Source organism: Devosia sp. (genome assembly GCF_028290435.1).
Taxonomy (GTDB): Bacteria; Pseudomonadota; Alphaproteobacteria; order Rhizobiales; family Devosiaceae; genus Devosia.
Genome location: NZ_JAQGJV010000076.1, coordinates 1 through 23,729 on the forward strand (window position 1 = coordinate 1; position 23,729 = coordinate 23,729).

Genomic DNA, 23,729 nt, shown 5'->3' on the forward strand with positions numbered 1-23,729 from the left:
CGGAACAGGATCTTGAACGGGCCGGCGCTGTCCATCTGGGCGGCCTCCCGGTATTCCTTGGGCACCGAGTCGAAGAACTGCTTGTAGACGATGATCACCACCGGAACGATGAGCTGCGGCAGGATGATGCCGGGCCAGGTGTTGAGCAGCTTGAACTGCGCCATCAAGACGAAATGGTTCACGATCAGCGCCTGCATGGGCACCATGAAACAGGCCAGGATCAGCACGTAGATGACGCGCCGTCCGGGAAAATCGAGCTGGCTCAGCGCATAGGCGCAGCCGGCCGAACTGACGATAACGATGACGGTGATGAGCCCCGAGGTCACCAGCGAGTTGATGTACCAGTAGCCGATGCGGGTGTTATTCCAGATGTGCTGATAGGCCTCGGTATTGAGGTGTTTTGGCCAGAGCGACAGGCCGCCGGAGATGACCTCGCTTTCCGATTTGAACGAGGTGATGACCGCCCAATAGATCGGGAAGAAGGCGGCCAACGCGAAGACGATGGTGATGGCCGAGAGGATCAACCCGCCGACATCGATGGTGCGGTCGCGGCGGGCGCGATCAGGGATGGCGCGGCTTTGGGGAATGGCGTCGGCGCTCATTTCTCACCTCGGGCTCGGAGCAGTTGATACTGCAGGACGGAAAGCACGATGATCATGGCAAACAGGATCACCGAGGCGGCAGCGGCCTCGCCGCCCTTGTTCTGCTGGAACGCGGCTTTGTAGATGTATTGGACCAGCACGATGGTGGCGTCCTGCCGCCCGCCGATCGAGAACAGGTAGACCTGGTCGAAAATCTTGAGCTGGGCGATGAGCTGGATGGTCAGCACCAGGGCGGTCACTGGCCAGATCAACGGCCAGGTGATGCGGCTGAACTGGCGCCAGCGGCCGGCATTGTCTAGCGCGGCGGCCTCGTAAATCTCGGGCGAGACGTTGCGCAGCCCGGCAATGAACAGCAGCACGTTGAAGCCCAGTGTCCACCAGATGGTGACCACGGCAACAGTGGGCATGAAGAACGGAATGGTGCGGGTCAGTGACAGCCCCTGGCCGCCATTGAAGGGGCGCACGAGGTATTGAATCATGCCGTATTGCACGTCGATGATCCAGTTCCAGGTGAGGAACACCACCGAGACGGGCAGGATATAGGGCAGGAAGAAACAGGCCATGACGAAGCCCTGTTTCCAGCCCTTGAGGCGGTTGACCGCCATGGCGATGGCTAGCGAGACCAGCGTATTGGGGATGACGGTCAGCAGGACGAAATAGGCGGTGTTGAGGAACGCGGCGCTGAACAGCTTGTGGGTCAGGATCCGGACGTAGTTCTTGAAGCCGACCCAGTCGCCGGGGCCGATCAGGGGCGCATCGGTGAAGCTCATGATCAGCATCTGGATCGTCGGCCAGACGAAGAGCACGCCGTAGATGACGACGAACGGCCCAACCAGAACCGCCGCGGCGAGATATTCCTTGCGCCTGTCCCTGAGCATCTTCGTTCTCCTCGATATCGGGGCTAAACAACACCCCCTCACAACCTCCCCCATCAAGGGGGAGGTGCCGTTCCGTATTCTGAACTCGATCCGGTTCCACCCACCGGCAGGCACCTCCCCCCTGATGGGGGAGGCGGGGAGGGGGTGAAGCCGCTTGCTCGAAGCCTAAAGCTGGCCGTTGAGGTCGTCGCGCATCTGCGTGGCGGCTTCGGCGGGGTCGATTTCGCCCGAGGTGGCGGGCACGATGTAGTTGGTCCAGGCATCGCCGAGCGGAGCGGCCGGGCCGGCGAGGATCGTGCGCGGATCGAAGACGGCGGTGGCGGCGAAGCCGGCATAATCGGACTGGGGCTTCAGGGCCTTGAACTCGGCGCTTTCACGCACTGCGTTGTAGGCCGGGATATGGCCGGCGCCGGCCCAGGAGATGGAGTGCTCGTCCATCCACTTGATGACCTGGAGCACGGCCGCGCGCTTGGCGGGATCGGCTTCCTTGCCGGCATTGGCGGGGATGACGAAGGAGTGCGAGTCAGACCAGGCGGCCGACTTGTCGAACAGGACGGGGAGCTGCACTGCGCCCCAATCGAACAGTTCTCCCTTGGCCTTGAGATCGGTCATGGTGGGGACTTCCCAATTGCCCATGATGAAGAACGCGGCCTTGCCGGAGGTGAAGGTGGCGAGCGCCGCGGGGGATTCGATCTGCTTGGGCGTCCAGCCGTTTTCGACCCAGCGCGCCATGGTGGCGGTTGCCGTGGTCAGCTTGGCGAGGTCTTCGTCGGTGGGGAAGAACCCGCCGGCATCGGCGTCGAACATGGTGCCGCCCTGCTGGCCGAAGAACGAGTAGACGGCGCGGTAGCGGTCGCCGGTCGGCATGGAGAGGCCGACCTGATCGTCATGGGTGAACTTGGCGAGGGCAGCCTCGAAGTTCGCCATGCCGTCGAGGCCCTTGGGCAGGCCGTCGTCGCCGATATAGCCGGCTTCTGCGAGCATGGCCTTGTTGTAATAGAGAATGAGGCCGTGCTGATCGAAGGGCACCGCATAGCGGACACCATCGACCTTGGCGGCTTCGGCGGCAGCGGGGGTGAACTGATCGTCGGCGAGGCCGACTGCGGCCAGTTCCTCATCGGTGATGGGCGACAGGGTGCCGCTGCTGACCGCCAGCGGAATGCGCGACAGGTGGTAGGTGGCGATATCGGGACCTTCCCCGATGGCCGAGGAGGTCTGCAGCTTGGTGTAGAACGGGGTGCCCCATTCGAGCGTCGTGCCTTCGATCTTGATCTGGCCGTCGTGCTCCTTGTTGAAGCCGTCGATCAGCGCCTTCATGCGCACGCCGTCACCGCCGGCCAAAAAGTCCCACCAGACCACGGTCTGTTGCGCCATGGCGCCGGTGGCGAGCGCGAAGAAGGCCGTCGAGGCCAGGGCGAGGCGTCGTATTGATTTTCTCATGCGTATTCCTCCCATTCGGTTTTCGCTCTATGCGGCTTGTCGAGCGGCTGGTGCGTCGCATTGAGCCTGGTAGGCGCACCGCCGGAAACTGAAGGCCGATCTCAATCGGCGTGGTAGGCCACTCCATCGGCATCGAAGAGATGCGTGCCGTCGCTATCGGCGGCGAGCGAGACGGGCGCGCCGGTTTGCAACAGGCTCTTGCCGACGTCCTCGGCCACGACCAGCGTGCCATCGCGCAGGCGGACATGCAGTAGGGTGCGATCGCCCAGGCGTTCGACGAGTTCGATCGTGCCGGTGAAACTGCCATTGGCGGCGACCCGCAAGGCATCGGGGCGGACGCCGAAGGTGAGAGCGCCATCGGGCAGGCCGGCGCTGGGAATGTTGGTGGCGATCACCGAGCCGCCGGTGGTGACGACGGCGCGACCGTTCTGTTCGGCCAAGGCGGTGACGGGCAGGAAGTTCATGGCCGGGGAGCCCACAAAGGCCGCGACGAAGCGCGAGGCAGGCCGGGAATAGACCTCCATCGGGGTGCCGATCTGCTCGATGCGGCGGTTGTTCATCACCACGATGCGGTCGGCCAAGGTCATGGCCTCGATCTGGTCGTGGGTGACGAAGATCATCGTGGTCTTGAGGCGCTGATGCAGTTGGGCAAGCTCCACGCGGGTGCGGACGCGCAGGCTCGCATCAAGGTTGGACAGGGGTTCATCGAGGAGGAACGCCGCGGGCTCGCGCACGATGGCGCGGCCGATGGCAACGCGCTGGCGTTGACCGCCCGAAAGCTGGGCGGGGCGGCGTTCGAGCAGCGCGGTGATTTCGAGCATGCGGGCGGCTTCATCGACGCGGCGGCCGATTTCGGCCTTGTCGGTGCCGACGTTCTGCAGGCCGAAACTCATGTTTTCGCGCACCGTCATATGCGGATAGAGCGCGTAATTCTGGAACACCATGGCGACGCCGCGCTGGCCGGGCGGAAGCTGATCGACGCGGCGTTCGCCGATGCGGATTTCGCCGTCATTGACCTCTTCGAGGCCGGCGATCATGCGCAGCAGGGTGGACTTGCCGCAGCCCGAGGGGCCGAGGAAGACGATGAACTCGCCGGATTTGATGTGCATCGAGACGCTCTCGAGCACGCTCACGGCGCCATAGGACTTGCTGACCTCGGACAGGACGATATCGGCCATCTTGGTTCCTCCTTCGGGCGATAACCCGAGTTCCTCAGTGGACGCGGCGGCTCTGCGGCCGCTCGCGTCCGTTGCAGGCTTCAGGCGCGATCCACTTGCAGTTCCTTGGCGGTCTGCACCACGGCGTCGAACAGGGCGGCGGCGACCGGATCGGCGTTGGGCGCCTCCCGCGTCAGCCGGAAGGTGGTGGCGACGACACCGCCGCGACCGACGCGCTTTTCGCCGATGATGGCGGCGGCCTTGTGCACCCAGCCGACGACGATGCCGGCATGCACGTTCGAGCCGAATTCCCAGGGGCGGAAGCCGGTCAGCAGGTGATGCGGCACCACGTCGGAAAACGAGAGATCGAAGATCGGGCCGCCCGGAATATTGGCGAAGGGGCCGTCACGACGGATCCAGGAGAAGCCGGCGATCCAGTCGCCGCGATAGATGGTACCGTCGCGCTCCACCAGGGTGATGCCGGGCAGGTGCTGCTCGACACTGGCGCGGAACTGCTTGCCGTCGGCGACGATGCTGCGATGGGGCAGTTCGCCATCGGGCATGTCGGTGCGCAGGTTGTTGTTGGTCTTGACCGTGCCATCGGCGAGGATGGCGTAACGCGCGCCAGCCTTGATGGCTTCGACGTCGTCGCCATCGACGGCGTGGACGAGGTGCACATCGGCTTGTTCGGCGGACACCACGCGATAGCCGAGGCCGGTGGCGTAGGCGGCGAGGGTGCTATCGGCGACCGCGAGAGTGGGCAAGGCCGCTGTCTGGCGGGCGGCATAGACCGAGATATCGAGGCTGTTGCGCGACAGTTCGGTGCCGTTGGCGCTCAGCACGAAATCGAGGTGCAGGATGCGGTTTTCGCCGCCAGCCGGAATGGCCAGATTGAGCGCCGTCTGCGTGGTCGAGACCTTGCCGCTGGCGGCGATGGCGATCGAACCCGAGAGGTCGCCGCTCCAGGTCAGCTGTGCACCGGCCGGGATGGTCTGTCCGCCGCTCGCAATGGTGACATCGACGGACAGGCTGGTGCCCGTATAGGCCGAATAGCGCGATGGGCGCGGCACGATGACGATGTCATTGTTGATCTGGGCAAACACGTCATGGAAGACGCGCGGATTGCGCTCGATATCCAAGAGGCCATTGGCCTCCCAGTGCACGTCGGTGAACTCGGTGATGACGTAGCCCATGATCGAGGCATGCTGGCGCATAGTCTCGATTTCGTAGCGCAGGTTCATGAACTGGTACCACTGTACCGCAGTGATGAAGCCATCGAACGAGCCGAAGGTGCGGTGCAGATCGAGCGCGGCGAAACGGTCCTCGATGCCGTGGGGGAGCGCAACGCCGTCGCCCCAGAGCGAGCCGGTCTCGAACCAGTCGGGCTCGCTGCCATCGGGGCGGCGGAGCTTCTTTGGATCGGGAAGGCCCCAAACGCCGAACTCCGAAACGATGAGTGGCTCATCGCCCCGGCGTTCGGCGTCTCCCAGGGAGGAGAAGGTCCAATCGGCGCCGGCGGCGAACTGGGCGGTGATATCATCCCATTCCTGCCGCCGCTCGGGCACCGAGCGGTAATAGTGATAGTCGTTGAGGTCGGTCTTGACGTGGAAATTGGGGAAGCAGGCCGAGTTATCGACGACAAGGCGCGTCGGGTCCTTGGCCTTGAGCCAATCATAGGTGTCCTTGACCCAACTCCGATGCTCGGCATTTTCGAGCATGCGGGTGCCCCAATCCTCGTTGATGATCGTCCAGGCGATGATCGAGGGATGGTTGCGGTCGCGCTTCAGGATGCCCGTCATGGTATCGCGCATGCGCTGGGCGGATTTGGTGGTGAAATTGGCGACGTTCGGGATTTCGGTCCAGACGAGGAGGCCGAAGCGATCGGCGACTTCGTAATAGCGGGGGTCCGGCACCTTGATGTGGCAGCGCAAGAGGTTCAGGCCGAGATGCTTGGCTTTGCGCGCCTGGTCTTCGAGGAATTCGAGCGAAGGCGGGGTGTAGATACCGTCGGGATAGTAGTCCTGGTCGAGGGCGCCGCGCATGTAGATCGGCTCGCCGTTGAGCAGAAGCTGGCCGCCCTTGGCCTCGATGGTGCGGAAGCCAAACGTGTGGGTGGCGCGGTCGGTGCCGTCATCGAGATCGACGACCAGCGAGTAAAGATTAGGGGCCCCGGGGGACCAGAGCTTGGCATTGGCCACGGGCAGAGAGGCCGAGACGTTTGCGGCAGCGGTCAGCTCGGCGGTGGCGACCGTGGCGCCATCGGCGTCGAGCACGGTGAGCTGGACCGGGAGGCCGGCGGCGGAATCGGTGAAGGCGAGGTCAAGATTGACCGTGCCGTCCATGCCGGCGGTGATGATGACATCCTGGGTGCGGCGGCTGTCGCGGGCTTCGAGCGAGACCGACTGCCAGAGGCCGCCGATGCGGCCGTACCAGCTGATCTTGCCGTGCGGCACTTCGCTGAACGGGAAATCCGGATAGGCGCGCTGATCGGCGGTGGGCATGGTGACGCGCACTTCGATCTGGTTGCTGGCCTTGAGCAGGTGTGTGGGCAGCACGAATTCGAACGGCAGGTACGCGCCCTCATGGGTGCCGATGGCCTCGCCGTTGAGCCAAACTTCGCAGAAATAGCTGACGGCGCCGAACTTGAGCGCGAGTTCCTGGCTGCCCCAGCCTTCTGGCACGGTGAAGCTGCGCTGGTAGACCGCATGGCCGCTGGTATCGACGAGATCGGAGAATTCGGCCTGCCATGGGCCGGGGACGTGGGCATCGCGCCACGGGCCGTCCTCGTGGCGGAAGCGCCAGACGCCATCCAGCGACAGACTGCGGCGCGAGGCCTGTTGCGATTGTTCGGATACGGCCAAATTTTGCTGGCTCATGTCCACCCTCCCCTAAAGCAATATTAGTTATATTATTATCAGCATATGGCGACGGCATGCGTCTGGCAAGGGGGTGAATCGGAAGCGCAATCGGTAGCCATTGGGCGCATCGTTCGGCTAAGACTTTCAGGGAATTGAAGGCCGTAGGGGAATTCGCGAATGGAAAAGCGCGCGACCATGCTCGAAGTGGGCGAACTGGCGGGCGTGTCGCAGGCGACGGTGTCGCTGGTGCTCAACGGGGTGGCCAATGCGCGAATATCCAAGGCAACGCGGCGGCGTGTGCTCGATGCAGCTGAGGCGCTGGGCTATCGCCGTGGCAAGGCCCATCCGGTGCCCGAGGGCCGCAAGCGGGTGATTGGGCTATTCATCGACGAAGTGTCGACCACGCCCTTTTCGGCGCAGTTTATCGAGGGCGCGCGCGACGAGGCGGCGCTGCAGGATGTCAGCGTGGCGACGTTCTGCACCCGAAGCGATCCGGCGCTCGAACAGGCAGCCATTGACCTGCTGGTGTCGCAAAAAACCATTGGGGTGATCTACACATCGTTGATCACACGGCAGCTTGTGGTGCCCGAGATGTTCTCGGCGCTGCCGCTGGTGCTGCTCAATTGTTATGAGCGCAAGCTGCGCTATCCCACGGTGGTGCCGGGCGACATCGTGGGTGGTTATGTGGCGACCGAGGCGCTGCTCAAGGCGGGGCACCGCCGTATTGCGCATCTGGCGGGGGAGAGCTTTATCGAGGCGTCGGTTGATCGCCAGAATGGGTTCCGCCAGGCCATGGCGGATTGGCAGGTGCCGGTAGACGAGTCGCTGGTGTCGCTGGGCGGTTGGACCTTGCGGCATGGGCGCGAGCGGGCACTGGCGCTGCTGTCGCGGCCGGATCGGCCTACGGCGGTGTTTTGCTTCAATGACCGCATGGCGATCGGTTGCTATCAGGCGGCGCAGTCACTGGGCCTGCGCATTCCGCAGGACGTTTCCATCATGGGCTTTGATGACGAGGACCTTTCGGGGTTCCTCGATCCGGGCCTGTCCACCATGGTGCTGCCGCATGACGAAATGGCGCGCTGGGCGGTGGGGCAATTGCTCGATGGCTATGACAGTGCCGACCAGGACGAGCGCCTGCAGAAGATCAAGATAGAGTGCGAATTTGTCGAGCGCGGATCTGTTGGACCACCAAACGCCTAGGCCTTGCGCGGGGCGGCGACGGAGTCGCGCTCGACCAGGGGGCATTCGAGCTTGGTGATGGGGAAGCGTTGCGCGGAGGGTTGGGGTTCGCCGAATTGCTCGATGATCCACTGGCCCATGCCGCGATGCGGCAGGATCGAGGTGGTCAGGCGCGGATGCAGGTGGCGCGAGATTTCCTCGTCGTCATAGCCGATGACCGACATATCGCGGGGGATATCGAGGCCGGCCTCCTTGAGCGCCTCGTAGCAGCCGATGGCGGTGCGGTCGTTCTGGCAGAAGATGGCCGTGGGGGGCTCGGGCAGAGCCAGCAGTTTGCGCGTGGCCTCGTAGCCGGCGCTGGCGGACCAATTGCCCTCGACCACGAGAGCGGGGTCGAACGGAATGTCGGCGGTGGCCAGCGCGCGGCGATAGCCCTTGAGGCGATCCTGCGCGGCTTCCATCCAGATTTCGCCCGTAATGGTGGCGATGTGCCGATGGCCATGCTCGATCAGGTGGCGGGTGCTGCGCTGACCGCCGGCGATCTCGCTGGGCACGACAGCCGGATGCGATTGCTTCTCGGTGTAGCAATTGAGCAGGAAGACCGGCACGTCGAGCGCCAGGATCTCGGGCGGCAGCTCGACCTCGCGGGTGAAGATGGTCATGTAGACGAGGCACGAAATCCCCTGGTCGACGAAGGCACGAACCACCTCGGCCTGCGTTTCGGGATCGTTGGAGGTTTGGGCAACCATGACGATCATACCGTTCGAGCGCGCGGCCGTGTGGGCGCCGTCGATGGCAACCGCAGCTTCGGGGCTGGTGGCCAATTGATCCACCACGAAGCCGACGCGGGGGACGGCGGTCTCGCGCTTGAGCGACGCGCCGCTGAGGGGCGCGATATAACCCAGACGCCGCGCCGCATCGAAAACGCGCTGCCGGGTTTCGGCCGACAGCTTGATGCCCGGCGCGCTGTTCAGCACAAAGGACACCGTGGCCTGCGAGCAGCCGGCCTCGCGCGCCACGTCGGTCATGGTGATGCGGCGGGCCCTTTCCGCCCGGATTACACGAGCGGACCCGGCGGCGGCTACAGTGGTTTCGGAGTGCCGCGGCATGCAGTGCCCAATGCGGTTTGGAAGGCAGGTTCGCTAATAGGTATCAAAAATTAATTCATATTAGCAAGCCATCTTCACCCATGGCCCCTGGCGATTGATTGAAACAATCGCCAGGGTGCCGCTGGGTCTAGCGGGTGGCCGGAGCGGCGGCGACCGCCAGTGCAGTGTCGACCGCGACTTCGACCGACATGCCGGGCAGCAGGCTGGTGCTCAAGGGCTGGTCGGCGTCGATCTCGATGCGGATCGGGATGCGCTGGGCAATCTTGGTATAATTGCCGGTGGCATTATCGGGCTTGAGGACGCTGAACTCGGAGCCGGCGGCGGGCGAGATTTCCGAGATATGGCCGGTCAGGCGGGCATGGTTGAGCGCGTCGACGGTGAAGCTCACCTGTTGGCCGACCGCGATGCCGAACATCTGGGTTTCCTTGAAATTGGCGATCACCCAGGTGTTGGGCGGTGTTACCGAGGTCAGCTGGCTGCCCACCGACACATATTGGCCGACCCGCGCGGTGACTTCGCCGAGTGTGCCATCGACCGGAGCGACGATCTTGGTGTTGCTCAGGTTGATGCGGGCGAGTTCCACGGTTGCCTGGGCACCTTTAACCGCGCCCTGGAGCGCAGGCAGGCCGGCATCCACCAGCGCCAGGTTTTGCTGGGCGATGCTCAGTGACGCTTGCGCCTGGGCGACGGTGGATTGGGCTTGCACCAGAGCCTGGCGGACCACATCGGCCGCGGATTGCGGCGAGATGCCGGAGGCCAAGAGGGAATCGCTGCGGCTGGATGCCGATTGCGCATTCTCAAGGGCCGCTTCCGACGCTGTCAGCTGTGCGTTGGCAAGATCGACGCTGGCTTGCTTACTGGCGTGGTTCTGCTCGAAATTGGCCAGCACGTTTTGCTGCTGCTGCAGGGTCGCCTCCGCCTGGGCGATCTGTTGCAGATAGATGCGATCATCGAGCTGCACCAGCACGTCACCCTTGGCCACATGCTGATAATCGCTCACCGGCACGGCTACCACATAGCCGGGGAGCTGGGGCGCGATCAGCGTGACCTTGCCCTTGACGAAGGCATTGTTGGTGGTCTGGACGGTCGAGGTGAAGGGCGGCAGCTGCCAGGCATAGAGCACGGCCGCGATGCCCAGGATGCCGGCAAGCAGGACGGGAATTGTGGCCTTGGAGAGAACGATTTCTTTGATACGCATGGGACTCTTTCGGAGAACGATTAGGCCGCGGCTGTGGCGAGGGGAACTGCGGGCTTGTTGAGCGCCGTCAGCGCCATTTGAAACAACAGGGCCATGATGGTGAGCAGCGTGCCGTAGAAAATGACCAGGAACAGATCGTTATAGGCCAGGACATTGGCTTGCTGGGTGGCGGACTGGCCGAGCAGGGCCAGCCCCCTGGCGTCGCGCTGGGCCGGATCGGTCAGAACGCGCGCATACACGCCGCCATACTGCTGGATGCGCTGCGCCACGATCGGATCGAGCAGGGTAATACCCTGGCTGATGACGTTGGAATGGTACTGCTCGCGGATGGCCACGAAGGTGGTGAACACCGCGCTGCCCAGAATGCCCCCAAAGGTCTGGGTCGTGAGGAATACCGTCAGGAACGACAGGATATATTGCGGTCCGCGGGTCAGGGCCTTGGTGAAGCCATTGAGCAGAGCGGGCGGCAGGAAAATACCACTGGCGATGCCGATAAGCCCCTGGCTGAGATAGAATTGTTCGGGGCGGCTGAGGGCCGTGCTTTGGCTATCGAGCCAGCAGGCGATGGCAATCAGGATCAGCGCCACCAGGTGGATGGCGGGCGTGCGAGACGGCTTGATGATCATGCTGAGCACGGCAGTCGCCGCAAAGGTGGCGACGCCGATAACGCCGAAAATCGGGATCAGCTGATCGTTCTGCACGTTGAGCACGGTGAACAGCCCAAAGACGCCGACCGATTGTTCCGAGAGCAGCAGACGGAAGGCTACCAGCGCGCCGGCAAAGGCCAGCATGTCTCGGCTCGAGAGCCAGCGCAGATCGATGATCGGGTTCTTGCGGTGCAGTTCCACCAGCACCAGCAGCACCGCGCTGCCAATGCCAATGGCCAGCAGGACCCCAAGCCAAGGAACCTCGAACCACCAATAGGATCGGCCCATCGATAGCACGATGGCGAAACACCCAAAGGCAATGGTCAGCAGCGGGAAGCTGACGATATCGTCGCGGTCGAACACCTTCATGCGCGGGGGTGCGGTGAGGGGCACGCTGAACACGACGCCAAGGCTCAGCAGCGCCAGCCCGACTTCGACCAGGTAAAGACCCTGCCAATCGCCCAATTGCAGCAGATCGGGTGAAATCACGCGGGCCAGTGGCAGAGACATGCTGCTGCCCAGCAGGCCGAAGCAGATGCCGATGCTCATCTTTTTGGCCGGGGGAAGCCATTCGAGCATGTAGAAAAACGCCAGTGTGCTCAGCGGCGCCGCGGCCACGCCCATGATGGCGCGGACCAGAATGGCGGATTGCAGGTCATGGGTGAACAGGTGGGCGATGACCACCAGCACATAGACCAGGATGCCGATCTCGGCGAAGCGACGCAGGCCGAACTGGCTGCGCACCTTGAACATGAAAATGGTGCCGGCCATGTTGGTGGCGAAATAGGCGGCTGGCAGCCAGCCCATTTCCTGCTGGGTGGCGCCGAACGAGGCTTGCAGGCCGGGCAGGTTGGCGGTGATGAGATTGAGGCCCAGCCCTTGGGTAATGCCGAGCAGGACAGAGCTCAGCGCATAGATCGCCGACCAGAACACGGATTTGGGCACGAAAGGCGGGGGCGCAGCCGGGGCCGCGGGCAGGGCTTCGGGCTTCTCGGTCTCGGCAATCGCTAGGCTGCTGGTGTCGCTCATGACGGTTTCCCGGGCGTTGCAGCGTGGGACAGTCCCGTGGACTTTAGGGCTTCGATCTTTGCCGTCAAGCTCGCAAGAACGCGGTCGGTCGCCGCGATATCGGCGGGGTCGAGGTCATCGAGCAATAGCTGTTCCAGGCGGTCGCTCACGGCACCGGCCTGTCGCGCCAGCGGCTCTCCGGTGGGGGTCAGTTCGACAAGCTTGGCGCGCCGATCATTGGGCATCGGGAGCCTGCGGATGTGGCCCAGGGCTTCGAGGCCATCCAGGATGCGCACTGCGGTGGGCGGCTCGACGCGCAGGCGATCGGCAATGCTGGCCTGGGTCATGCCGCCGTCCGAACGGGCGAGCAGCAACAGCACGCGGACCCGTGCCGAGGTCAGCCCGAGGCCCTTGAGCTGGGCGTCGAACTCGGTCCCCAGTTCGCGGGCGGCGATGAACAGGTTTTTCAACACGTGCGGATGTCCGGTTTGTTAGTGCAGCAATAGATAGTGCACTACTGATATTGATCCAATACGAAATGCCGTACTCGCTGTCGATGCGAAAGTCCGCATGGCTGGAATGCGTCAGAGGTGGAGAGGCAGCACAAAGGCCGGACCATCGGTGCGCAAATTAGCGCGCCGAGGCCGTCTCGGCGTCGTTTTGTGACAATGACCCAAGGGTCTGGCGGCGGCCATAATGGCGGGGCGAGGCGCCCATGACGCGCTTGAAGGCGGTGCTGAAGGCGCTCTCGGATTCATAGCCGAGCGACAGGGCAATCACCGAGGTGGGGTCGCCCGAATGGGTCAGCCGGTCGCCGGCCAGCAGCATGCGCCAGCGTGTCAGATAATCCAGCGGGGAGGTTCCTACCGTTTGCTTGAATTTGAGGGCAAAGCTGGAGCGCGACATGCCGGCCTTTTCGGCCAGGGTCAGCAGCGTCCAGCGCCGGGCTGGATCGGCATGCATGGCGTTGATCGCCGCGCCCATCTGCTTGTCGGCGAGGGCGAAGAGCCAGCCGACGCCGCCACCGGCGCTATCCGCCATGTGCAGCCGCAGCGCCTGCACCATCATCATGTGGGCCAAGTGTTCGGCAATCAGGTAGCCGCCGGGTTGCGGCTCGCGCAGTTCTTGCATCATGCGCTCGACGGACCAGCGCAGCGCGGCTTTGTCGGTTTCGGTGCGGATATGCACGATGGGTGGCAGCATGCCAAGGAGCATGCTGGCATTGCCCGTGAGGGTGAAGCGGCTGCCGACAAGGAAGCAATCGCCGCCGCCCTTGTAACGGGCAACGCCGCCTTCGCGAGCCGCCGCAAAGATCGGCTGGGCATCCGCCGAGGGCAAAGCCAAATCGCTGGCGAGGCGGAACGGCCTGCCGCCGGGCAAGAGGAAACAGTCACCGGCCTGCAGCAAGACTGGTTCGGGCACGTCGTCGACGGCAAGCCAGCATTGCCCGGACACGACGGCATAGCACTTGATGCCAGCATTGCGGGGAAAGTGGATGGCCCAGTCGCCGCCCGCGTCGAAACCGGCAGAGAGGTAGCTGCGCGGCTTGAGCAGCGAGAGCACGTCGGAGAGCGGATCCATGCGGGATTCCTGGACGACTGCGAAGATAAGGCGGACGATACAGCATAGATCGTATTTTCTGCGGTGCCTATTGTGTGCATCAACGGGCGGCTGAGGCGGCCCGAGATGATGCCAAGGAGACGGACGATGCGAGTATTTGTTACGGGCGGAAATGGGTTTGTGGGTTCGGTCACGGTCGATGAATTGATCGCGGCGGGCCACCAAGTGGTGGGCTTGGCGCGTTCCGACGCCGCCGCGGCATCGCTGATCGCGGCGGGGGCCGAGGTGCATCGCGGCTCGCTCGAAGACCTCGACAGCCTGCGCCAGGGCGCGGCGGCGGCGGACGGGGTGATCCACACGGCGTTCAACCATAATTTTGCGACCTACCTGGCCAATTGCGCGGCGGACCGGCCGATCATCGAAGCGCTTGGTTCGGCACTGGTGGGGTCCGACCGGCCCTTGATCGTGACGGCGGGGACGGGGTTCCTGCAGGAAAACCAGCGGGCGCCCGATTTCACCGCGCATCCCCGCCTGACCACGGAGGCGGCGGCGGCGGACGTAGCGGCACAAGGCGTGCGCGTATCGGTGGTGCGGCTGCCGCCGTCAGTGCATGGGCATGGCGACCATGGCTTTGTGCCGATGATCATCAAAGCGGCGCGCGAGAAGGGCGTTTCGGCCTATATCGGCGACGGGCTCAACCGGTGGCCGGCAGTGCAGCGGCTGGACGCGGCAGTGCTGTTCCGGCTGGCGCTGGAAAAAGGCGCCAGGGAAGCGTGGTATCACGGGGTCGGCGATGAGGGCGTGCCGTTTCGGAGCATCGCCGAGGTCATCGGGCGCCAATTGAACGTGCCGGTCGTGGCCAAGACGCCGGAGGAAGCGCCCGAGCATTTTGGATTTCTCGCGGGCTTTGCCGGGATAGATGTGCCCAATTCCAGCGCTAAGACGCAGGCGACGCTGGGGTGGAAGCCGGTGGAAAACGGCCTACTGGCCGATCTTGAGCCAAGGTATTATTTCGAAGGGTGAGGCGAGGCTGGGGGCGAAAGTCCCCAGCCCCGGATGCTCGGCAGCCGTTACGGCAGCGTATGACCGGCGGCGGTGAACAGGCGGTACCATTCCTGGCGCGTCAGTTGTACGTCGGAGCCGGCGGCGGATTCGGCGACGCGGCTGGGCTTGGTGGTGCCGAGCACGACCTGGATATTGGCCGGGTGGCGGGTAATCCAGGCGACGGCGATGCCGGTCGGGGTGACGCCATGGGTCGTGGCCAGCTCGTCAATGACATCGTTCAACTCGGGGAAATTCTCGCGGTCGCCGAGGAAGACGCCGTCGAAAAAGGCCTTCTGGAACGGCGACCAGGCCTGCAGCGTCATGTTGTTGAGCCGCGAATAATCGAGCAGGCCAACGTCGCGGCTGATCGATTGATCCAGACCCGCCATATTGGCGGCAACGCCCTGCGCGATCAGCGGGGCATGGGTGATGCTGAGCTGTACCTGATTGACGATCAGGGGCTGCTTGACGGCGGTCTTGAGAAGTTCAATCTGGCCGGGTGTGTGATTGGAGACCCCGAAATTGCGCACCTTGCCCGAAGCCTTGAGAGAATCGAACGCCTTTGCGACATCCTCGGGCTCGACCAGCGTATCGGGACGGTGCAGCAGTAGAAGGTCGAGATAATCGGTCTTGAGGGCGGCCAGCGAGCCGTCCACCGAGGCAAGCATATGCTCGGACGAAAAGTCGAAAAAACCCTTGCGGATGCCGACCTTGCTCTGGATGACGATCTGTTCGCGCTCGGCGGGGGTCAGGGTGATCGCCTCTCCAAAACGGGCCTCGCACACATGAGGTGCGCCGCCATAGATATCGGCGTGATCGAAAACATCGACGCCGGCATCGCGCGCCGCGCCGATCAGGTGCTGAATCTCGGCATTGCTCATCGCCTTGATGCGCATCAGGCCCAGGATGACGCTGGAGACGGTACGGTCGGTCTGCGGCAGTTGGTAGGTTTTCATGGCGAAGGGCCTTGGCTGATTGATTCGTATCGTTCGACGGCAAGGCCCTTATAGCGGACGCAGCCCGGTGCGGAAGCGGGCGGCGTTGGCGACGTAGGTATCGGCGGATTTGCGCAGGCGCGCGATGGCGGCGTCGTCGAGCATGCGCACCACCTTGGCGGGGCTGCCGACGATGAGCGCGCCATCGGGGAATTCCTTGCCTTCGGTCACAAGAGCACCCGCGCCGACGAGGCTGTTATTGCCGATGCGGGCGCCGTTGAGCACGATGGCGCCCATGCCGATCAGGCTGTTGTCGCCAACCGTGCAGCCATGCAGCAGGGCGCGATGGCCGATGGTGCAGCCTGCGCCGACAGTGACGGGGAAGCCCGGATCGGTATGCATGATCACGTGTTCCTGCACATTGGTGCGCGCGCCGACGCTGATCGGTTCGTTATCGCCGCGCAAGACGGCGCCGAACCAGATGCCGACTTCGCGGCCCAGGCTGACGCGGCCGATTACAGTGGCGTCGGGGGCGATCCAGAGGCTGGCTTCGTCATCAAAGTGGGGCGTGATGCCGTCGAGGGCAAAGATTGGCATGGGGGTTCCTCCGGCACGGCGTCTTTGCGTGCATCGTCCCCGGACGGCTCCGATTTGTCGAGGGGCCAATAGGGATCACCATCGTTTTCGCGTTTCGCTTTTCCTGGCGTGCTGCGGTAAGGTTGGGGCATGGGAGACAATATGCAGCGTACAGAGCAGTTCGAGTTCACCGTCGAGTCCTACAACACCAATCCGCTGGGCCGGCCGCAGCAGACCGAGAGCCAGTGCGTCACGGCGGCAACCCCCGAGGCAGCCGCGGCCAAGGTGCTGCAGGAGCAGTTGTTCCGGATCGGCAATGTCGAGCGGTTGCGCGCGACGGTGTGGCGCCTGGATGCCGCGGGCCAGCGGGTGGAAACCAAGCTCTATTTCAAAGGCTGATTGACGTCGTGGCCGCTTGTGGCCAATTCGCAAGCCGGCGGCGGGCGGCGATGGAACTAATACCACTTTGGGACCACTTGCTACCAAAGCAATACCAGCACGGCCCTCTGTCTAGGGACATGACAAGCTAAAAAACCAGCGTCGTCAAAGCCTTGGTGGCGTCGTTCGGCGCCGTTTCCGCAACCAGGCGGGCGCCCGACTATTTTGCGCAAATGGCAAAGTGGTCATCTTGACTTGGCCCGGCGTTACAACTCTGATTGTGGGATCGGTCCCACATGGGACGAGGAGCGGCGATGGCGACGATCACCGATGTATCCAAAAGGGCTGGCGTGTCGCGCTCGACGGTGTCGCGCGTTGTCGCCGACAATGGGTATGTGTCGGAGGAAAAGCGCCAAGCAATCCTCGAGGCGATCGCCGAGCTGGGGTATCGGCCCAACACCATGGCGCGCGGCTTGCGATCGAACCGCAGTGACATTATCGGCGGGGTGGTGGTGAACGTGTCGAGCCCCTTCTACGCGCAGATGGTGGGCGGCACGCAGATGGCCTGCCGGGCGGCGGGCAAGTCGCTGCTGGTGACCTCGGGGCATGCCGAAGTCGAGGCGGAGTCGCGCGCCATTATCGAATTGCTGGACCGGGCCTGCGATGGGCTGATCCTCTATCTCGAAAATCCGATCCAGGGCGATGTGCTGGAGATCGTGCGCAAATCCGGCGTGCCGGTGGTGACCATCGGGGGCGACGATTGCCCGGTGGCGCGGGCCAGGATCACCATCGACAATTTCACCGGCGCCCGCGAAGCGATGCGGCACCTGCTGGCGCTGGGGCATCGGCGGATCGCGCATCTGAGCGGGGGGCTGATCTATCGCGATAGCCGCGAGCGGTTGCGCGGCATCGAGGCGGCGCTGGGCGAATATGGGATGGGGCTGAGCGATATCCGCGTGGAATATGGTGAGTTCGAAGAGCGGTTCGGCTTTGCCGGCATCGAGACGTTGCTGAGTTCGGGCGAGGATTTTACTGCGATTTTCGCCGGTGACGATGACATCGCGGCCGGGGCGCTGCTGGCGTTGAAACGCCATGGCAAACGCGTGCCCGAGGATGTGTCGCTGATCGGGTTCGATGACAATTTCCACGCACGTCACCTGACGCCAGCGCTGACCACGGTACGGCAGCCGGTCGGCGAGGCGGGGCAATTGGCGGCGAACCTGCTGTTGCAATTGCTGGCTGGCGAGAAGCTTGAACACACTGAAATTATTGTCCCGACCCTGTTGGTTTTACGGGAAAGCGTGACATCGCCTCGATTGCTCGAGGCCGTGAAGGAAAGGGCCTGACCACGCTGCCTACGGGTAGCCAAACCGTGTCGCGCTGCTGAGGGGCGCGCGGCATCGGCGCCAAAGCGGCGAAACTTACGTTTCTGGGATCGATCTCACACAGGGAGTGCAAGATGAGCAGGACATTGATGATGCTGGCCGGCGCGGCGTTGCTGGGCACGGCTTTGACCACGGGGGCGCAGGCCGAAGTGATCATTCGCCTGGCCCCGGTGCATACCGACGCCATGGTGGAAAACTACAATCCCTATAACTATTCGGGCCCACAGGCCTATGTGCAGGATTTCGCCTACGAGCCGCTGTGGATCTATAATGTTTGGCATCCCGATGCCGATTTTCCGGGGCTGGCGACCAGCTTCGATATCGCGCCAGACCTGATGAGCGTGACCTATCATCTGCGCGAGGGCGAGAAGTGGAGCGACGGTCAGCCCTTCACGGCCGACGACGTGGTATTCACCTACAATTACGCCAAGGAGCACCGCGACTATCCGGTCGGCTTCGATTTTTATGATGAGGCCCAGCAGAGCGGCATCCTGACTGGCGTCGAGAAGGTCGATGACCACACGGTCAAGTTCCTGCTGCAGCATCCCGACTCGCTGGCGCATTTGAATATCGGCTCGATCTTCCCACTGCCCGAGCACATCTGGAAGGACGTGGCGGACCCCAAGAATTTCGCCAATCCGAACCTGGTGGGCACAGGGCCGTTTACGCAGGTTCGCGATTTCTCGCGCAATTCGTTCAAGCTGTGCCGCAATCCGAACTATCGCGAGAACGCCACCAACACGATCGACTGCATTGAATATCCGCAGCTATCGGACAACCTGCAGGTGATCGCCGCGATCACCAATGGCGACCTCGACTGGGCGACCGACGGCATCACCGACCCCGACATCACCTATACGCCCAAGAGCCCGGACAACCATTACTGGTTGCCCGCCGATGCCGGCACCAATTTGCAGCTCAACACCACCAAGGCGCCGTTCAATAATCTGGAATTCCGCAAGGCGATGTCGATGGCGATCGACCGCGAGACGCTGTTGGATATCGCCACCTTCGGGCTGACCAGCCCGGCGAAATATCCGATCGGCGAGGGCATGTTCTACAAGGACTGGATCGATGATAAGGCGCTGGAGCCATACGCGTACCTGCTCAACTACGATCCCGATGCGGCCAAGAAGGTGCTGGACGATGCCGGGTTCGTCGACAAGGACGGCGACGGCTGGCGCGATAATCCTGATGGCACGCCAATCGCCTTCAAGATGGCAGTGCCTTCGGGCTGGGACGATTGGGTCAATTCGCTGCAGACCATTTCGGAGAACCTCGCTGATATCGGCGTCAACGCCAAGATGGAGACGCCCGAGGAAGGCGCCTGGTTCGAGAATATCCCGACGGGGAATTTCGACGTCTACATCATGTGGACCAATCTCTCCTCGACGCCGTGGTTCACCTATCACTCGATGTTCAACCCGCGCACCATGACGCCGGGCACGCTCAACGAGCAGTCGATGCACCAGATGCGCATTCCTGGGATTGAGGCCGATCTCGACGCCATCAGCGGCACGGCCGATATTGCGGTGCAGAAGGCCAAGGTGACCGACATCATGACCCAGGTGGCGGAAAACCTGCCGGTGATCACGCTGTTCTCCAACCCGGCTTGGTACGAATATTCGACGCGCAACTTCACCGGGTGGCCCGACGCGGACAATCCGTGGGCGCGGCCGAACAATCCGGCCGGCGTGCATGAGCGGGTCAAGGTGCTGCTGAGCTTGAAGCCGAAGGCAGCGCAGTAGGTCGAGGACAATGGCCGGGGCGGTTCGCCGCCCCGGTTGTCGGGAGACGGAACATGGCATTTCTAGCACGAAGATTGGGGTTCTATTTCGCCGCGTTCATGGTGGCGATTACGCTCAACTTCTTTTTGCCGCGCTGGATGCCGGGCGATCCGACGACGCGCATCTTCATGGCTTTGCGCGGCAAGATGCGGCCCGACCAGATGGAAATGCTGAAGAAAGCTTATGGGTATGATGGCTCGCTGCTGGAGCAATATGGGCAATATCTGTGGAAGCTGCTGCATCTGGATTTCGGCATTTCGACGGTCAATTTTCCCGAGCCGACTTCCAGTCTCTTATTTTATGCCGCGGGGTGGACGCTGTTCCTCGTCGGGGTGGCGACCTTCCTGTCGTTCGGCATCGGGTTGGTGATGGGGATTTATTCGGCGTGGCATCGAGGCGGGTTTTTCGACAGCGTGTTTACGCCGATCAATGTGATGATGAATGCCTTCACGCCGGCCGTGGTAGCGCTGCTGTTGTGGTACGCCTTTGCGCTGGAATGGGCGGTGTTTCCGCTGGGCCGGGCGCATGACATCAACCTCGTGCCCGGCTGGAATTGGGAGAGCGCAGTCAGCATCTCTTGGCACGCGGTGCTGCCGGTGCTGTCCATCGTGCTGGTCAATTTCGGCTCGTGGCACCTGGGTATGCGCAACACCATGATCAACCTGCTGAATGAGGATTTCGTGGTTCTCGCCAAGGCCAAGGGCTTGTCCGACCGGCGCGTGCGCTATCGTTATGTGGCGCGCAATGCCATCCTGCCGCAGATCACTTCGCTGGCGCTGTCGGTGGGGTTCGTGTTCGGAGGGGCATTCATTTCGGAGGTGGTGTTCAACTATCCCGGCCTGGGCAAGTTCACCCTCAATGCCATCGAGTCACGCGACTACACGTTCATTCAGGCGCAGTTGACGCTGCTGACATGCAGCGTGCTGATCGCCAACCTGATTAGCGACGTGCTCAACGTCATCTTCGATCCGCGCCTGCGCACGTCGGGAGGGCATTAGCATGAGCGAATTGACCGAGATCGGGCCGTTTATCGCCAGCCTGTCGCAGGGGGCGCAAGGCAATCCGGCGCCGACGCTGGATGAGCTGATGGGTGAGCTGAAGATCAAGCGGCGGCCGGGATTTTTGCGGAAATTTCCCTCGGGCGTGCAGACGTTTTTGACCAATGGCAAGGGCGTGGCCGGGCTGATCATCCTGACGGTGTTCGTGGTGATGGCGGCGCTGGCGCCGCTGCTGTCGCCATTTGATCCGTATCGGCGCGCCGGCAAGCCGCATGTGCAGCCGGGGGTGGAGCACTTTCTGGGCACCTCGCGGCAGGGCAAGGATATTTTTAGTCAGCTTTTGGAGGGCGGGCGGACCAGCCTGACGGTAGGCTTCATCGCCGGCATCAGCGCGACGCTGATCGGATTGGGCGTGGGGATTTCGGCCGGTTATTTCGGCGGCAAGGTGGATGAGGTGCTGACGTTTTTCGTCAATGTGGCGCTGGTGTTGCCGGCGCTGCCGCTCATCATCGTGCTGGCCTCCTTTGTCGAGGAGGCAAGCCCGACAATCATCGGCCTGGTGCTGGCCTTTACCGGCTGGGGCTGGAGTGCGCGGACCATCCGCACGCAGACGCTGTCGATCAAGAGCCGGGAATTCGTGCTGGCGGCCGAGCTGATGGGCGAGAAGAAATGGCGCATCATCGTGCGCGAGATATTGCCCAATATGAGCTCGTTCGTGGTCGGCGGCGCGGTACTGGCGACGATCTACGGGATCTTGGCGGAAGCGGCGCTGGAGTTCATCGGGCTGGGTAGCCCGAGTTCAGTGACCTGGGGCACGATGCTCTATTGGGCGCAGCGGTCGCAGTCGCTGCAGACCGGAGCGTGGTGGGAAGTGTGGCCGCCGGCAGTGGCGATCATGGTGACTGGCGCCGCTTTGGTGCTGATCAATTTCGGGGTCGACGAGATCACCAGCCCGCAACTGCGCGCCGCGCGGCTCAGCGGCCGGATCAAAAAATTCCTCAAGCGCCGGGGAAGGTCCGTCGATGTTTTCTGAGAGCTTGATGGAGGTTCGCAACCTCACCGTCGACTATGTGGGCGAGACCTCGATCGCGCGGGCGGTGAACGGGATTTCCTTCGATATCCGCAAGGGCGAGGCCTTCGGGTTGGCGGGCGAGAGCGGTTGCGGCAAGTCCACCGTGGCTTTCGCGCTGGCGCGGTTGACGCGATTGCCGGGGTTGGTGAGCGGCGGCACGGTCCGCTTCGAGGGGCACGATGTGCTGCAATTCGACAAGGCGCGGCTCAAGGCCTATCGCTGGCGCGAGACCAGCTTTGTGTTCCAGAGCGCGATGAACGCGCTCAATCCGGTGATCCCGGTGGCCGAGCAGATCATGGACGTGGTCGAAACGCACCAGCCGGAATTGGGCAAACGCGGGGCGCGAGCCCGGGCGGTCGAGATGTTCGAGCTGGTGGGCATACCGCCGCAGCGGCTGGACGATTTTCCGCATCAGTTCTCCGGCGGCATGCGGCAGCGCATCTGCATCGCCATCGCGCTGGCGCTCAATCCCAAACTGATCATCATGGACGAGCCGACGACGGCGCTCGATGTGGTGGTGCAGCGTGACATCATCGAGCAGATCGTCGAGCTGAAAAGCCGGTTGGGCTTTTCGGTGCTGTTCATCACCCATGACCTGGGGCTGATGATCGAATTCTGCGACCGCATCGGGGTGATGTATTCGGGCGAACTGGTTGAGGTCGCGGCGGCGTCCTCGATCCTGACGGCGCCGCAGCATCCCTATACGCGGGCGCTGGGCAATTCGTTTCCGCCGCTGACCGGGCCGCGGCAGCGGCTGGAGGGGATCGCTGGCTCGCCGCCAGATTTGCGCGCGCTACCGCAAGGCTGCCGGTTTTCGCCGCGTTGCCAGCATGCCATGGCGGTGTGCGCAGAGGTGGCGCCGGAGCTTCGTTATTATCCGCAAAGCGAGGGGCAGGCCGCATGTCACTTGCTGCAGTAGAATTGGACACGCCGGTGATGCCGGCCGGCCGGACCGTGGTCGAAATGGACAATGTCACCGCCGAATTCGTGCTGGGTGGCGCGTTCTTCGGGCAGGTGGTGTTGCGGGCGCTATCGGGCGTGTCACTGAAGCTGGTGAGCGGGCGGGCACTGGCGCTGGTGGGCGAGTCGGGTTCGGGCAAGAGCACCTGCGCGCGGATGCTGGCGCGGGTCTATTCGCCGCAGCGTGGCAGGATCACCTTCGAGGGCGAGGATATTTCGGCGTTCAAGGGGCGGCGGCTCGATCAATATCGCAGCGACGTGCAGATGGTGTTCCAGGACCCGTTCGGCTCGCTCAATCCGGTGCAGACTATCGGCTATCATCTGGAGCGGCCGATCCGGCTGCACCGGCCCGACCTGCGCGGGGCGGCGGTCAACGAGGAAATGCTGGCGCTGTTGGATCGGGTGGGCTTGAAGCCGGCGGCGGATTATCTGGCGCGGCGGCCCCATGAACTTTCGGGCGGGCAGCGCCAGCGGGTTGCCATTGCGCGGGCGCTGTCGGTACAGCCGGTGGTGCTGTTGGCGGACGAGCCGACCTCGATGCTCGACGTATCGGTGCGGCTGGGGATTTTGAACCTGCTGGAAGACATGAAGGTGCAACGCAACCTCGCGGCGCTCTACATCACCCATGACATCGCCACGGCGCGGTATTTTGCCGAGGATACGGCGGTGCTCTATGCCGGCCATCTGGTGGAGCAGGGACCGAGCGAGGAGATTACCGAGCGGCCCCAGCATCCCTATACGCAATTGCTGATCGAGGCCGTGCCGAACCCGGCGCGCAAAATTTCCACCACGCGGACACGGCGGGCCACGGATATTCCGCTGTGGACCAACAAAAGTGTCGGCTGTCCATTCGTGTCGCGCTGCCCGCGCGTCACCGCCATCTGCAAGCAGGTGATGCCCGATCCGGTCTTTGTCGGCGCGGCCCATAGCGTGCGGTGTCATCATATCTGAATGCATA

General features: G+C 63.3%; 21 protein-coding genes. 9 read left to right on the top strand and 12 right to left on the bottom strand.

Annotated features, from left to right (window positions below; all coding sequences use genetic code 11):
- From JWP26_RS16920 to JWP26_RS16940, 5 genes are all read right to left on the bottom strand, one after another.
- The coding region (locus JWP26_RS16920; protein ID WP_299730387.1) for a carbohydrate ABC transporter permease at window positions 1-602 on the bottom strand (602 nt) is incomplete at its 3' end.
- Window positions 599-1,480: a carbohydrate ABC transporter permease gene (locus JWP26_RS16925; RefSeq protein ID WP_299730390.1), complete on the bottom strand. Its 882-nt coding sequence runs from the start codon at window positions 1,478-1,480 to the stop codon at window positions 599-601. The genes JWP26_RS16925 and JWP26_RS16920, both read right to left, overlap by 4 nt.
- A gap of 165 nt (window positions 1,481-1,645) precedes the next feature.
- Entirely contained in the window at window positions 1,646-2,920 is a 1,275-nt protein-coding gene (locus JWP26_RS16930) for an extracellular solute-binding protein (protein WP_299730393.1), read from the bottom strand.
- Window positions 2,921-3,021: 101 nt separating this feature from the next.
- Complete coding sequence (locus JWP26_RS16935; RefSeq protein ID WP_299730396.1) at window positions 3,022-4,098, bottom strand: ABC transporter ATP-binding protein; 1,077 nt, start codon at window positions 4,096-4,098, stop codon at window positions 3,022-3,024.
- An 80-nt stretch (window positions 4,099-4,178) separates the two neighbouring features.
- Complete coding sequence (locus JWP26_RS16940) at window positions 4,179-6,953, bottom strand: glycoside hydrolase family 2 protein (protein WP_299730399.1); 2,775 nt, start codon at window positions 6,951-6,953, stop codon at window positions 4,179-4,181.
- A 159-nt stretch (window positions 6,954-7,112) separates the two neighbouring features.
- Here JWP26_RS16940 and JWP26_RS16945 point away from each other — a divergent pair, with 159 nt between their 5' ends.
- On the top strand, window positions 7,113-8,135 hold the full coding sequence (locus tag JWP26_RS16945; protein WP_299730402.1) for a LacI family DNA-binding transcriptional regulator: 1,023 nt from the start codon (window positions 7,113-7,115) through the stop codon (window positions 8,133-8,135).
- Here the strand turns inward: JWP26_RS16945 and JWP26_RS16950 are convergent.
- The 5 genes from JWP26_RS16950 to JWP26_RS16970 form a co-directional block, all read right to left on the bottom strand.
- A complete protein-coding gene (locus JWP26_RS16950) occupies window positions 8,132-9,223 on the bottom strand; it encodes a LacI family DNA-binding transcriptional regulator (RefSeq protein WP_299730405.1) in 1,092 nt (363 codons plus the stop codon). The genes JWP26_RS16945 and JWP26_RS16950 overlap by 4 nt on opposite strands.
- 127 nt (window positions 9,224-9,350) lie before the next feature.
- Window positions 9,351-10,421 (bottom strand): HlyD family secretion protein, encoded by a 1,071-nt coding sequence (locus JWP26_RS16955; RefSeq protein WP_299730408.1) that lies wholly within the window; start codon window positions 10,419-10,421, stop codon window positions 9,351-9,353.
- Window positions 10,422-10,441: 20 nt separating this feature from the next.
- Complete coding sequence (locus JWP26_RS16960) at window positions 10,442-12,097, bottom strand: MFS transporter (protein ID WP_299730411.1); 1,656 nt, start codon at window positions 12,095-12,097, stop codon at window positions 10,442-10,444.
- Entirely contained in the window at window positions 12,094-12,549 is a 456-nt protein-coding gene (locus JWP26_RS16965; RefSeq protein ID WP_299730414.1) for a MarR family winged helix-turn-helix transcriptional regulator, read from the bottom strand. Before JWP26_RS16965 ends, JWP26_RS16960 begins: the two co-directional genes overlap by 4 nt.
- 157 nt (window positions 12,550-12,706) lie before the next feature.
- Window positions 12,707-13,657, bottom strand: coding sequence for an AraC family transcriptional regulator (locus tag JWP26_RS16970; protein ID WP_299730417.1), 951 nt, complete (start codon window positions 13,655-13,657; stop codon window positions 12,707-12,709).
- A 126-nt stretch (window positions 13,658-13,783) separates the two neighbouring features.
- Between JWP26_RS16970 and JWP26_RS16975 the strand changes: the two genes are divergently transcribed.
- Window positions 13,784-14,659 (top strand): SDR family oxidoreductase, encoded by an 876-nt coding sequence (locus tag JWP26_RS16975; protein ID WP_299730420.1) that lies wholly within the window; start codon window positions 13,784-13,786, stop codon window positions 14,657-14,659.
- Between the two features lie 47 nt (window positions 14,660-14,706).
- On the opposite strand, the gene JWP26_RS16980 is transcribed toward JWP26_RS16975, so the two are convergent.
- Window positions 14,707-15,636, bottom strand: a complete 930-nt coding sequence (locus tag JWP26_RS16980; RefSeq protein ID WP_299730423.1) for an aldo/keto reductase family oxidoreductase — start codon at window positions 15,634-15,636, stop codon at window positions 14,707-14,709.
- Window positions 15,637-15,684: 48 nt separating this feature from the next.
- Window positions 15,685-16,212, bottom strand: a complete 528-nt coding sequence (locus JWP26_RS16985) for a gamma carbonic anhydrase family protein (protein WP_299730426.1) — start codon at window positions 16,210-16,212, stop codon at window positions 15,685-15,687.
- Window positions 16,213-16,353: 141 nt separating this feature from the next.
- Between JWP26_RS16985 and JWP26_RS16990 the strand changes: the two genes are divergently transcribed.
- From JWP26_RS16990 to JWP26_RS17020, 7 genes are all read left to right on the top strand, one after another.
- The gene (locus JWP26_RS16990) at window positions 16,354-16,590 is read left to right on the top strand and encodes a hypothetical protein (RefSeq protein WP_299730429.1); all 237 of its coding nucleotides are present in this window, start codon (window positions 16,354-16,356) and stop codon (window positions 16,588-16,590) included.
- Window positions 16,591-16,883: 293 nt separating this feature from the next.
- Entirely contained in the window at window positions 16,884-17,915 is a 1,032-nt protein-coding gene (locus JWP26_RS16995; RefSeq protein WP_299730432.1) for a LacI family DNA-binding transcriptional regulator, read from the top strand.
- 113 nt (window positions 17,916-18,028) lie between these two features.
- A complete protein-coding gene (locus JWP26_RS17000) occupies window positions 18,029-19,702 on the top strand; it encodes an ABC transporter substrate-binding protein (RefSeq protein ID WP_299730434.1) in 1,674 nt (557 codons plus the stop codon).
- A gap of 53 nt (window positions 19,703-19,755) precedes the next feature.
- Window positions 19,756-20,739, top strand: a complete 984-nt coding sequence (locus JWP26_RS17005; RefSeq protein ID WP_299730436.1) for an ABC transporter permease — start codon at window positions 19,756-19,758, stop codon at window positions 20,737-20,739.
- 1 nt (window position 20,740) lies between these two features.
- Window positions 20,741-21,772: an ABC transporter permease gene (locus JWP26_RS17010; RefSeq protein WP_299730439.1), complete on the top strand. Its 1,032-nt coding sequence runs from the start codon at window positions 20,741-20,743 to the stop codon at window positions 21,770-21,772.
- Window positions 21,762-22,730, top strand: a complete 969-nt coding sequence (locus tag JWP26_RS17015; protein ID WP_299730441.1) for an ABC transporter ATP-binding protein — start codon at window positions 21,762-21,764, stop codon at window positions 22,728-22,730. The genes JWP26_RS17010 and JWP26_RS17015 overlap by 11 nt, the downstream gene beginning before the upstream one ends.
- Window positions 22,712-23,722, top strand: coding sequence for an ABC transporter ATP-binding protein (locus JWP26_RS17020; protein WP_299730443.1), 1,011 nt, complete (start codon window positions 22,712-22,714; stop codon window positions 23,720-23,722). Before JWP26_RS17015 ends, JWP26_RS17020 begins: the two co-directional genes overlap by 19 nt.
- Window positions 23,723-23,729: the final 7 nt, after the last annotated feature.